The 12,208-nt window shown below is 61.3% G+C and carries 12 protein-coding genes; 2 read left to right on the top strand and 10 right to left on the bottom strand.

Annotated features, from left to right (window positions below; genetic code table 11):
- Positions 1-26 precede the first annotated feature (26 nt).
- The 6 genes from acpP to M1E16_RS07725 all read right to left on the bottom strand — a co-directional run bounded on the left by acpP (position 27) and on the right by M1E16_RS07725 (position 4,014).
- Positions 27-263, bottom strand: coding sequence for an acyl carrier protein (acpP, locus tag M1E16_RS07750; protein WP_003175607.1), 237 nt, complete (start codon positions 261-263; stop codon positions 27-29).
- A 191-nt stretch (positions 264-454) separates the two neighbouring features.
- Positions 455-1,198 carry a 3-oxoacyl-ACP reductase FabG gene (gene fabG, locus M1E16_RS07745; protein WP_018613558.1) on the bottom strand — a complete coding sequence of 248 codons (744 nt, stop codon included), beginning with the start codon at positions 1,196-1,198 and terminating at the stop codon, positions 455-457.
- Positions 1,199-1,213: 15 nt separating this feature from the next.
- Complete coding sequence (gene fabD / locus M1E16_RS07740) at positions 1,214-2,152, bottom strand: ACP S-malonyltransferase (RefSeq protein WP_434625165.1); 939 nt, start codon at positions 2,150-2,152, stop codon at positions 1,214-1,216.
- A gap of 123 nt (positions 2,153-2,275) precedes the next feature.
- Positions 2,276-3,286 carry a phosphate acyltransferase PlsX gene (plsX, locus tag M1E16_RS07735; protein WP_458129572.1) on the bottom strand — a complete coding sequence of 337 codons (1,011 nt, stop codon included), beginning with the start codon at positions 3,284-3,286 and terminating at the stop codon, positions 2,276-2,278.
- A 4-nt stretch (positions 3,287-3,290) separates the two neighbouring features.
- The gene (gene rpmF, locus M1E16_RS07730) at positions 3,291-3,473 is read right to left on the bottom strand and encodes a 50S ribosomal protein L32 (protein ID WP_003179396.1); all 183 of its coding nucleotides are present in this window, start codon (positions 3,471-3,473) and stop codon (positions 3,291-3,293) included.
- Positions 3,474-3,486: 13 nt separating this feature from the next.
- The gene (locus tag M1E16_RS07725) at positions 3,487-4,014 is read right to left on the bottom strand and encodes a YceD family protein (RefSeq protein ID WP_003204262.1); all 528 of its coding nucleotides are present in this window, start codon (positions 4,012-4,014) and stop codon (positions 3,487-3,489) included.
- Positions 4,015-4,119: 105 nt separating this feature from the next.
- Between M1E16_RS07725 and M1E16_RS07720 the strand changes: the two genes are divergently transcribed.
- A complete protein-coding gene (locus M1E16_RS07720) occupies positions 4,120-4,698 on the top strand; it encodes a Maf family protein (protein WP_434625169.1) in 579 nt (192 codons plus the stop codon).
- A 126-nt stretch (positions 4,699-4,824) separates the two neighbouring features.
- Here the strand turns inward: M1E16_RS07720 and M1E16_RS07715 are convergent, their stop codons facing one another.
- The 3 genes from M1E16_RS07715 to rluC are packed head-to-tail and all read right to left on the bottom strand — an operon-like array spanning position 4,825 to position 7,444.
- A complete protein-coding gene (locus M1E16_RS07715) occupies positions 4,825-5,814 on the bottom strand; it encodes a S49 family peptidase (RefSeq protein ID WP_458129571.1) in 990 nt (329 codons plus the stop codon).
- 21 nt (positions 5,815-5,835) lie between these two features.
- On the bottom strand, positions 5,836-6,498 hold the full coding sequence (locus M1E16_RS07710) for an HAD-IIIA family hydrolase (protein WP_458129570.1): 663 nt from the start codon (positions 6,496-6,498) through the stop codon (positions 5,836-5,838).
- The gene (gene rluC, locus M1E16_RS07705; RefSeq protein WP_458129569.1) at positions 6,488-7,444 is read right to left on the bottom strand and encodes a 23S rRNA pseudouridine(955/2504/2580) synthase RluC; all 957 of its coding nucleotides are present in this window, start codon (positions 7,442-7,444) and stop codon (positions 6,488-6,490) included. The genes M1E16_RS07710 and rluC overlap by 11 nt, the downstream gene beginning before the upstream one ends.
- Before the next feature lie 699 nt (positions 7,445-8,143).
- Here rluC and rne point away from each other — a divergent pair.
- Positions 8,144-11,353, top strand: a complete 3,210-nt coding sequence (gene rne, locus M1E16_RS07700) for a ribonuclease E (RefSeq protein ID WP_458129568.1) — start codon at positions 8,144-8,146, stop codon at positions 11,351-11,353.
- A gap of 248 nt (positions 11,354-11,601) precedes the next feature.
- Here the strand turns inward: rne and M1E16_RS07695 are convergent, their stop codons facing one another.
- Positions 11,602-12,192, bottom strand: a complete 591-nt coding sequence (locus tag M1E16_RS07695) for a nucleotidyltransferase family protein (protein ID WP_458129567.1) — start codon at positions 12,190-12,192, stop codon at positions 11,602-11,604.
- Between the last annotated feature and the right edge of the window lie 16 nt (positions 12,193-12,208).

The raw sequence follows: 12,208 nt of genomic DNA, 5'->3' as shown, positions 1-12,208 counted from the left end.
TGACAGCTAGCGACGACTGAATACGATTACGCCTGGTGGCTGGTAACGTAGTCGATAGCAGCTTGTACAGTAGTGATCTTTTCAGCTTCTTCGTCAGGAATCTCGGTCTCGAATTCCTCTTCCAGAGCCATCACCAGCTCAACGGTGTCAAGGGAGTCGGCACCCAGGTCTTCGACGAAGGAAGCGGTGTTCACAACTTCTTCTTCTTTAACGCCCAGTTGCTCGGCAACGATTTTCTTGACGCGCTCTTCGATGGTGCTCATACCTTGTTTTCACTCCTAATGGACAAATTCAGGCAGCTGGCCGGTGGGTAAGTGTATAGAAAGACTTTTCGGTTTTTCAACCGAAAGCTTCACTCCTCGAACCCTGGGGCCCGCCGCCTATAAATAGATTGCAGCTTTATAACGGATTTTAGACAGCTCGTATGACATTTTTTTGAAGCAATCCGTCACATTTAACTCATGTACATCCCGCCGTTTACCGGGATTGTAGCCCCAGTCACGTATGCCGCACCGTCCGAAGCAAGAAAAGCGACCACGGACGCGATTTCTTGAGCTTGCCCCAGACGGCCCAGCGGAATCTGTGTCAACAAAGCTTCACGCTGTGCTTCCGGCAGTTCGCGGGTCATGTCGGTGTCGATGAAACCCGGTGCAACCGAGTTTACCGTAATCGAGCGCGAACCGACTTCCCGTGCCAGCGCACGGCTGAAACCTTCCAGGCCGGCTTTAGCCGCAGCATAGTTTACTTGGCCAGCGTTGCCCATGGCACCCACAACCGAGCCGATACTGATAATTCGGCCCCAACGGGCCTTGGTCATGCCACGCAGAACGCCCTTGGACAGCCGATACAGGCTGTTCAAGTTGGTATCCACCACATCGAACCATTCGTCATCTTTCATGCGCATCATCAGGTTATCGCGAGTGATGCCGGCATTATTGACCAGGATCGCCGGAGCGCCGAACTGCTCCTGGATGCTTGCCAGAACCGCAGCAACAGATTCGTCGCTGGTGACATTCAGCTCAAGGCCGGTGCCTTGGATACCGTTTTCCTTCAAGGTCGCGGCGATACGCTCGGCGCCTGAAGCGGAAGTCGCGGTGCCGATGACAATGGCGCCTTGGCGACCCAATTCCAGTGCGATAGCCTGGCCGATGCCGCGGCTTGCACCGGTCACCAGTGCAACTTTACCTTGCAGACTCATGCAAGCTTCTCCTGTTCAGGCTTGCGCTGCACGAGCGGCAGCGAAAGCGTCTGGGGTGTTGAGATTGGAAGTCGACACGCCTTCGGCGCAGCGTTTGTTCAGCCCTGCCAGCACCTTGCCAGGGCCGCACTCGACCAGTTCGGTCGCGCCCTTGGCTGCCAGGGTCTGTACCGATTCGACCCAGCGAACCGGCTTGTAGAGTTGTTCCAGCAGATCGCGCTTGAGGGTCTCGAGATCCGGCGCCACGTTGGCGCTGACATTCTGAACCACGGGAATCTGCGGCGCCTGCCAGTCGATGGCGGCGATGGATTCGGCAAACCGCTCGGCGGCCGGGCGCATCAGCTCGCAGTGCGACGGAACGCTGACCGGCAAGGGCATCGCGCGCTTGGCGCCACGGGCCTTGCAACCTTCGATCGCGCGCTCGACAGCCGCCTTGGCGCCGGCAATGACCACCTGGCCCGGCGAATTGAAATTCACCGCGCTGACCACATCGCCTTGCGCCGCTTCGGCACAGGCTGCCAACACATCGGCGTCTTCCAGGCCGAGGATAGCGGCCATGCCACCCTGCCCGGCCGGAACCGCCTCTTGCATCAACTGGCCACGCCGCTCCACCAGCTTGACCGCGTCGCCAAGGCTCAGGCTGCCAGCCGCCACCAGGGCGCTGTACTCACCCAGGCTGTGACCGGCGACAAACGCCGGACGCGCGCCGCCTTCAGCCAGCCACAAGCGCCACAGCGCAATGGAGGCGGTCAGGATCGCGGGTTGGGTCTTGTCGGTCTGGTTGAGTTGCTCTTCCGGCCCTTGCTGGGTCAGTGCCCACAAGTCGTAGCCGAGTGCATCGGATGCTTCTTTGAATGTTTCCAGGATCAACGGGTATTGCGCGCCCAGCTCGGCCAGCATGCCGAGGGACTGCGAGCCCTGTCCTGGAAAGACGAATGCGAGGGAAGCAGACATGAAAACAAAGCCCCTAATGATCTTGTCGTCAAAAATTGACGCCCCTGGGGGCGCTAGGAAACTGACAGTTGGATGGCGGGTTGAACCGACCGGTCACATTTAAGCATTGTCGGACGAAAACGCCTAAGTTAACAAATCTTCAAGACGGCCATGCAGACGCTCAGGCAGGTTTTCCTCGATTTCGATCACCGCCCGGTTGATTGCACTCTGAAAGCCCTGCACCCCAGCCGAACCATGACTCTTGATCACGATGCCCTGCAGCCCGAGAAAACTCGCACCATTGTGCCGCGCCGGGGCCAGATCCGCCTGCAGACGACGCATCAGCGGCAATGCCAGCGCACCCACCGCCCTGGAAGCCAGGTTCTGCTTGAACAGGGCATCGATGCGGCCGCCAATCATGGTCGCCAGGCCTTCGCTGGACTTGAGCAGGATATTGCCGACAAAACCGTCGCATACCACCACGTCAGCCTCGCCGCGATATAGCCCGTCACCCTCGACAAAACCGATGTAATTGATGCCCCGGGCGCTTTGCAACAATGTGGCCGCGAGCTTGACCTGCTGATTACCCTTGATGTCTTCGGTGCCGATATTCAGCAGTGCCACGCGAGGGCGAGCGATGCCGAGGGTTTCAGCCGCGACCGAGCCCATCACCGCGAACTGCAGCAAATGCTCGGCGCTGCAGTCGACATTGGCGCCCAGGTCCAATAGCTGGCAGAAACCGCGCTGGGTCGGGATCGCCGCGACCATGGCGGGCCGATCGATCCCCGGCAGGGTTTTCAGCACGTAGCGGGACAGCGCCATCAACGCCCCGGTATTACCCGCACTGACACACGCCTGGACCTTGTCGTCGCGCAGCAGCTCCAACGCCACGCGCATCGAGGCGTCGGGCTTGCCGCGCAGAGCCTGGGCAGGCTTCTCGTCCATGGCGATGACTTCGGACGCCGGGGTAATCGTCAGGCGCGCGCGATCCGCAGCAGGATAACCACTGAGCAATTCTTCCAGGAGGGAGGGTTGACCGACGAGGGTCAGGTGCAGCGAGGGCGTAGCATTCAGGCAAGCGAGGCTGGCCTGAACAATGCTGCGGGGACCGAAGTCCCCGCCCATTGCGTCAATCGCGATGACTTGAGCGGACAAGTGATTACTCGTCGGCGCCCTTGTCGATCACTTTACGGCCACGGTATACGCCTTCTGGCGATACGTGGTGACGCAGGTGAACTTCACCGGTGGTTTTTTCTACAGACAGGGTGCTAGCCTCGAGAGCGTCGTGCGAACGGCGCATGTCACGGGCAGAGCGGGATTTTTTGTTCTGCTGAACAGCCATAATTGATTAACTCCTAAACGTTTGGGTCACGCTTTAACTGCGCCAATACACTGAACGGGTTGGACCGCGTTACCTCGTCCTCGCTCGGTTCGGGCTCATCTGCTCCCGCCGGCTGCTGGCATTCTTCCGGATGATGAGCAGGCACAATGGGCAAGGCGAGCAGAAGCTCCTCCTCGATCAGTGACTGCAGATCCAATGGATCTTCGCCCAGTTCCAGCACGTCATAACCTTTCGGCAACGACTGGGTATTCGCACCCTCCTTCACCACGGCGTAACTGCATTCGCTGTGGATCGGCAGGGTGACCAGCTCAAGACAACGCTGGCAAACCATTTTGACTTCAGTGTCGATAAAGCTGTGGATCACCACAGATTTACGTTCATCTCGTTCAAAAACGAATTTGGCCTGGACCGTACCGACATCGTCGGAAAGCGGGTCGCAGAGTCTCTTCAAATCGGCCAGCAGCAATTCACCTTGAAGGGTGGTGCCACGGTCAGCCAATTTGCGCGGGTCAACGTGAGGTGGAATCGGGTCATTCAACATAGGCGCAGCATTATAGGGATGCACCGGGCCATGTCAAAGGAAATTCAGCCCTGTCCGTCACTTGCACGCCTCGCTAGAATCCTCTCCTGCCTCCTGGAGACGCCAATGCTGCCTTTATTACTTGCCTCAAGCTCGGTCTACCGTCGGGAACTGCTTGCCCGCCTGGGGCTGCCGTTCGTCTGCGACTCACCGGACATCGACGAAAGCCATCGCGCCGGCGAGGCCGCGCTCGAACTGGTGAAACGCCTGGCCCGGGAAAAAGCCTTCGCCCTGGCGGACCGTTACCCGGCACACCTGATCATTGGCTCGGACCAGGTCGCCGTGCTCGGCGAGCGCATCCTGGGCAAGCCCCACACCTTCGAGAACGCCCGCGAGCAACTGCTGGCCGCCAGCGGGACCAAGGTAACCTTCCTGACCGGCCTGGCACTGCTCAACAGCCAGACCGGCGCCTGCCAGGTCGATTGCGTTCCGTTTACCGTAACCATGCGGACATTGGATCAGGCTCGCGTGGAGCGCTATCTGCGCACCGAGCAACCGTACGACTGCGCCGGCAGCTTCAAGGCCGAAGGCCTGGGCGTGAGCCTGTTCCAGCGCACCGAAGGGCCGGACGCCACCAGCCTGGTCGGCCTGCCGCTGATTCGTCTTGTGGACATGTTGCTGGTGGAGGGTGTGGAGGTTCCCTGAACCGCCCTCCGTGGCGAGGGAGCTTGCTCCCGCTCGGTTGCGCAGCGACCGCAAAAATCTGGGGCCGCTGCGCAGCCCAGCGGGAGCAAGCTCCCTCGCCACAAGGGCAAATGCGTCACGCTTGAATCAGCGCAACGCCGGGCCCTGGAAGCCCATCCACATCGCTAGATGCTCGGCGATGCTTGCGCCCAGCTTCTTCGAGAAGCGGTCAAACGGCGATTCTTCGATGGTGAAGTCCACCAGGTCCTTCTGACCGATCACATCCCGAGCCACCGAACTGGCGCTGCCCAGGCCATCAATCAGACCCAGGGGCAAAGCCTGTTCCCCGGACCAGACCAACCCGGAAAACAATTCCGGATGCTCCTTATCCTTCAAGCGCTCGCCGCGGCCTTTCTTGACGCTGGCAATGAATTGCTTGTGAGTCGTGTCGAGTACGCCCTGCCAGAACGCGGTTTCTTCAGGCTTTTGCGGCTGGAACGGATCAAGGAACGACTTGTGCTCGCCGGAGGTATAGACCCGCCGCTCCACACCGAGCTTCTCCATGGTCCCGACAAAACCATAACCGGCCGCCGTCACGCCAATGGAGCCGACCAGGCTGGCCTTGTCGGCATAGATCTGGTCCGCGGCGCTGGCAATGTAATAGGCACCCGACGCGCCGAGATCGGCGATGACTGCATAGACCTTGGTGTTCGGGTGAAGCGCGCGCAACCGGACGATCTCGTCGTAGACGTAACCCGACTGCACCGGACTGCCGCCCGGGCTGTTGATGCGCAGCACCACGCCCTTGACCTTCGGATCTTCGAAGGCAGCCCGCAGACTGCCGACGATGTTATCCGCACTGGCTGGCTCCTTGTCGGCGATCACACCTTCAATGTCGATCAACGCGGTATACGCCGAACCACTGACCGCACCTTTTTCGATACTCATCAACGGCGTAAACAGCAGCAGCGCAACGAAAAGATAAACAAAGGTCAGCAGCTTGAAGAAGATCCCCCAGCGGCGCGACCGACGCTGCTCTTGCACGCTGGCCAGCAGGGTTTTTTCCAACAGCTTCCAGCTTTTTCCATCACCGCTCTCGGCATCTGCCTTGGCCGGTGCTTTCCATTCATCGGTCATGCATGCATCCCCATCAAAACGTCAACCGGCACGCTGGCTCAGCCACGCGTGCAATTCGGGAAAATGGTCAATCGCCAGGCACGGTTCAAACGCCCGAAGCGCCTCGATCGTCTGCGCGCCATAACTGACAGCGACAGAGCCCATGCCGGCATTACGCGCCATCTGCAGGTCGAAAGACGAATCCCCGACCATCAGCGCCTGCTCGGGCCGCACATTACAGTGGGCCAGGATTTGCTCCAGCATCAGCGGATGCGGCTTGCTGGCAGTTTCGTCGGCGGCGCGGGTGATGTCGAAATAATTGTCCCAGCCATGGGACTTCAGCACCCGATCCAGCCCGCGTCGAGCCTTGCCGGTCGCGACAGCCAGGTGATAGCCCTCGTCCCGCAGGGTCTGGAGCGTGTCCGCCACGCCGTCAAACAGCGGCGAAGGCTCGGCCTCCAGCGCGATGTAGTGGTCGGCATAATGCTGGCGAAAAACGCTCAACTCATCATCAGCGATTTCCGGGTACAGGCTGCGAATCGCTTCCGGCAGCCCAAGGCCGATAATGCCCTTCACCGCAAAATCATCCCGCCGAGCAAAACCCGTACGGTCCGACGCGACGTGCATCGACTCGACAATCCGACCGATGGAGTTCGCCAGAGTGCCGTCCCAATCGAATATCAGCAGCTTGTAGTCAGGATGCACTCAACCGCTCCACGGTCTTGGCCCACATGTCATCCACGGGGGCCTGCAATTTCAGCTCGCCGCCGTCCGGCAACGGCACGGTCAGCATGTAGGCATGGAGGAACAGGCGCTTGCCGCCCAGGTCACGGATTTCCTTGCTGAAGTCATCGTCCCCATACTTGCTGTCACCGGCGATGCAATGCCCGGCATGCAGGGTGTGGACGCGGATCTGGTGGGTCCGGCCGGTCACCGGCTTGGCCTCGACCATGGTGGCGAAGTCGCCGAAACGGCGCAGCACCTTGAACACGGTCAGCGCTTCCTTGCCTTCTTCGTTGACTTCCACCATGCGCTCGCCGGAGCGCAGGTTGCTCTTGAGCAGCGGCGCGCGGACCTGCTTGACGGATGTTTCCCAACGACCGCGGACCAGCGCCATGTAGCGCTTGTCGACGCCGTCGCCGCGCAACTGTTCGTGCAGATGGCGCAACATGCTGCGCTTCTTGGCGATCATCAGCAGCCCGGAGGTGTCCCGATCCAGGCGATGGACCAGTTCCAACTCCTTGGCATCCGGACGCAGCTGACGAAAGGCTTCGATCACGCCGAAACTCAGGCCGCTGCCGCCGTGGACCGCGATGCCCGCGGGCTTGTTGACCACGATCAGCGCCTTGTCTTCGAAGACGATGGCGACTTCCAGGCGTTGCAACAAGCCTTGTGCCAGTGGCACCGGCTCATCGCGCTCGGGCACGCGAACCGGCGGTACGCGCACGACGTCGCCCGCCTGGAGCTTGTATTCGGGCTTGATCCGACCTTTGTTCACCCGCACTTCGCCTTTGCGCAAAATGCGATAGATCAAGGTCTTGGGCACGCCTTTGAGCCGGGCAAGCAGGAAATTATCAATTCGTTGGCCGGCATATTCCGGCGAGACCTCAAGCAGTTGAACGCCTGGGGTCGAAGGGGCAGTAGTTGTCATGGCGGCGATGATAACAATTTTTTATGGAATTGAAGCACTTAATCATTGCTGCTATAGTCGCGAACGCCGCCAAAAGTGGCTGGACAGCGGACCAGCGGTCAAAAACCGGCCCTGACCAACGCAATTCACGAGGACGAGAGGCCGTCCTACGGGGCTCTTGCTACGTAACGGTAGAGTTCGCAGGTGTAACGAGCGCAGGTGACATGAGGCCTGAAATACGCCGCAAAGCAGAGTCTTGACTCGCCTTGCGCGCCACATTCACGGCCAGTTCACAAAGTGCAGTCGCCCGCAGACGACCCCGAGCGAGAGCTTCGGAAACAACGCCTAAATGAGCCATGATGCGTGACCTCCCCTTCCGGAGCTCACGGTAAATGCCAACCCGCTGCGGATTCTGCGCGCGGCAGCACCCGAATTATCAGGGATACGTGTAGGGTGGAGATGTACAACCGTCGGACTGTGTAGCACTAGGCTTATATTTAGACGCTTCATCTCGTCCACAGGCGCCGGTTGATTCCTCCTCCTGACTGAGTGCTTGAGTACCAGCAAGCAGGACGCGTCCGTCGCGACTTCGCCATCATTGGGTCGAACTCGCTGGACACTGGAATGGCCCCGCCATCGCCAGGACGCACCTGACACCGACCGTGAGAAGTCGTGTGTGCCGAACGCCGTTTCCGGCAGCCCGGAAACCGACGGTACTACATGAAAAGAATGCTGATTAACGCAACTCAACCCGAAGAGTTGCGTGTTGCACTGGTAGACGGCCAGCGCCTCTACGACCTGGATATCGAATCCGGTGCACGCGAGCAGAAGAAGGCCAACATCTATAAAGGCCGGATTACTCGCATCGAACCAAGCCTTGAGGCTGCCTTTGTCGATTTCGGCTCCGAGCGCCACGGCTTCCTGCCCCTCAAAGAAATCTCCCGCGAATACTTCAAGAAGGCCCCCGAAGGCCGCGTCAACATCAAGGACGTCCTGAGCGAAGGCCAGGAAGTCATCGTCCAGGTCGAAAAAGAAGAACGTGGCAACAAGGGCGCCGCCCTGACCACCTTCATCAGCCTCGCCGGCCGCTACCTGGTCCTGATGCCGAACAACCCACGTGCCGGCGGTATCTCCCGCCGCATCGAAGGCGAAGAGCGCAACGAACTGCGCGAAGCCCTGAACGGCCTGGTCGCACCCGCCGACATGGGCCTGATCGTGCGCACTGCCGGCCTGGGCCGCAGCAGCGAAGAAATGCAGTGGGACCTCGACTACCTGCTGCAACTCTGGACCGCGATCAAGGAAGCCTCGCTGGATCGTTCCGCACCTTTCCTGATCTACCAGGAAAGCAACGTGATCATCCGCGCCATCCGCGACTACCTGCGCCAGGACATCGGCGAAGTGCTGATCGACAGCGTCGAAGCCCAGGACGAAGCCCTGACCTTCATTCGCCAGGTGATGCCGCAGTACGCCAGCAAGATCAAACTCTACGAAGACAGCGTTCCGCTGTTCAATCGTTTCCAGATCGAAAGCCAGATCGAGACCGCCTTCCAGCGCGTCGTCGAACTGCCGTCGGGCGGCTCCATCGTCATCGACCCGACCGAAGCCCTGGTGTCCATCGACATCAACTCGGCGCGCGCCACCAAAGGCAGCGACATCGAAGAAACCGCCCTGCAGACCAACCTTGAAGCCGCCGAAGAAATCGCCCGCCAGTTGCGCCTGCGCGACATCGGCGGCCTGATCGTCATCGACTTCATCGACATGACCCCGGCCAAGAACCAGCGCGCCGTGGAAGAAAAAGTCCGTGAATGCCTGGAAGCCGACCGCGCCCGCGTACAGGTCGGTCGTATCTCGCGCTTCGGCCTGCTGGAAATGTCCCGTCAGCGCCTGCGTCCATCCCTGGGCGAAAGCAGCGGCATCGTTTGCCCGCGCTGCAACGGCACCGGCATCATCCGTGACGTCGAGTCGTTGTCCCTGGCGATCCTGCGTCTGATCGAAGAAGAAGCCCTGAAGGACCGCACCGCTGAAGTTCGTGCCCAGGTGCCGATCCCGGTGGCCGCGTTCCTGCTCAACGAAAAACGCAACTCGATCACCAAGATCGAACTGCGCACCCGCGCCCGCATCGTGATCCTGCCGAACGACCACCTCGAGACGCCGCACTTCGAAGTGCAGCGCCTGCGTGATGACAGCCCCGAGGCTCACACCAACCAGTCCAGCTACGAAATCGCCGCGGCCGCCGCCGAAGTCGAAGACGTCCAGCCAGCTGCCGCCACCCGCACCCTGGTTCGTCAGGAAGCGGCAGTCAAGACCGCGCCGGCCCGTGCCAACGCTCCGGTCCCGACCGAAGCCGCCGCACCGGTTGCCGCCCCAGCCGCAGCCCCGGAACCTAGCCTGTTCAAAGGCTTGGTGAAGTCCCTGGTCAGCCTGTTCGCCACCAAGGAAGAGCCTGCCGCCCCGGCCGTTGTCGCCAAGCCTGCCGCTACCGAGCGTCCGGCCCGCAACGAAGAACGCCGCAACGGTCGCCAGCAGACCCGCAACCGCAACGGTCGTCGCGACGAAGAGCGCAAGCCGCGCGAAGAACGTGCCCCGCGTGAAGAGCGCGCCCCCCGTGAGCCGCGTGAAGAGCGTCAACCACGCGAAGCCCGTGAGGAAGTTCCAGCGGTAGCCCGCGAAGAACGCGCACCGCGTCCGCCTCGCGAAGAGCGCCAGCCACGCGCACCACGTGAAGATCGCAAGCCGCGTGGCGAGCGTGAAGAGCGTGTTCGCGAACTGCGCGAGCCTCTGGACGCCGCACCGGCTGCTGCTGCAACTCCTGCGACTCCGGCAGCAGAACGCCCGGCTCGCCAGCCTCGCGAAGAGCGTGCACCGCGTCCGCCGCGTGAAGAGCGTCAGCCGCGCGCCGAGCAGGCAGCCGCCGAAGCCAGCGAAGAGGAAGTACTGAACACCGAGGAGCAGTTGCAGGAAGACGGTCAGGACAGCGCCGAGGGCGATCGTCCACGTCGTCGTTCCCGCGGCCAGCGTCGTCGCAGCAACCGTCGCGAGCGTCAACGCGATGCCAACGGCAACGTGATCGAAGGCTCGGAAGAGTCCGAAGCCGGCGAGAACGCCGAAGCGCCTAGCGCTGCCGACCTGGCCGCCGGCCTGGCCGTCACCGCGGCAGTTGCCAGCAGCGCGATCAGCGCCCCAGCCGAGGCCCAGGCACACGAGCAGGCCGAACGGGCCACCGCTGCGGTGGAAGAGGCAGCGGTCGAAGCGCCAGTTGTCGAAGCGACCACTCCGGTAGAAATCACTGCTTCGCCAGAGGTGGAACTCGCACCGGTTCGTGAAGCCGAGCCGCAAGCCGAAGCCGCCGCCGAGCCTGCCCCGGTCGTCGAGCAGCCGGTGGTAGCCGCTGAACCTGCCGTTGAAGTTTCTGCCGCTGAAATGCCTGCCGAGGAAACCGCACCAGAGCCAGTACGCGAAGAGCAGACTGCTTTCAACTGGAACGCAGAGCCAGCCGCACCAGCGCCGGTTGCTGAACCTGAGCCGGTAGTAACCGTCGAACCGCAAGTGGTCGAGCCTGCGCCAGTGGTCGAAGCGCCTGTGGTTGCCGAAGCCCCAGCCCCGGTTGAAGCGCCTGCACCGGTCAGTGCCCTGACCCCTAACGGCCGCGCCCCGAACGATCCACGCGAAGTGCGTCGTCGCAAGCGTGAAGCCGAGCGTCTGCAGAAGGAAGCTGAACTGGCCGCCGCAGCTGCCACTCAAGCGCCGCCTGCCGCCGAACCGGCTCCGGTCGTGGAAGAAGTCGCCGAGGCAGCCCCTGCCCCGGTAGCTGAAGCCCCGACTGAATCGGCCCCGGTGATCGACGAACCTCAGCACGGTGCTGAAGAAGAAGTCGCTCCGCGTCACACTGAAGCCCTGGAAAAAGAGCACGAGCCTAAACCTCACGCCTGATTCCCCCGCCCAGTAAAAAGCCCCGCCTGGTGATGCCAGGCGGGGCTTTTTTATGCCTTCGATTTGCAGGTCCCTATGAGAGCCTGGCACGAGATCTATATCCGCTGAAAAGCCCATGTGGGAGCGAGCTTGCTCGCGAAGGCGGTGGATCAGCTTGCATCACTGTTAATATCAGACCGCTTTCGCGAGCAAGCTCGCTCCCACAGGGGAATTGCAACCACCATAAATTTTACAATCCTTCAAGAAATCTATCTGAAGATCAATGCCTCCGGCACATCAATGTCCCAGGTCACACCAGGATCGTCCACCGGCACCTCGACCACTTGGGCCCCGGCGAATAACACCTTCGCACCACGATCACCGGCCAACGCCATCAACTGCGGGCCAAACCCACGACCAAATCCCACCGGATGCCCATACTCCCCGGCAAGAACCGGCACGCTGATGCCATCCTCGCGAATCCCTGCCGCCACCTTTTCGATGCTCGACGGCAGGACAAACGGCATGTCGCCCAGCACGATCAGCCAGCCAGCCACCTCCGGACAGGCCCGGACGCCGGCGGCAATGCTGTCGCCCAGGCCAGGCGAATCCAGCTCGACGAAATCGCACCCGTAGGCCTGGGCCATGCGAATGGCCTGCGGACGGTCATTGCAGGTGACCAGCACGCGCTTGTCCAGCGAGGCCGGCAGATTGACCAGCACGTGTTCGATTACCGAGCGCACCGCGCCGTCACGTCCTATGCAATCAGTCAGCAGCTTGTCCTTGTCAGGCCCGGCGACCTGGCGGAAACGGCGGCCCGAGCCAGCCGCGAGGATGATCACGCCAATGGACTCAGACATACCCTTCCCTCCTGGA

The organism is Pseudomonas sp. Z2-11, assembly GCF_054161305.1.
This window is presented reverse-complemented; position numbering and strand designations above follow the sequence as displayed.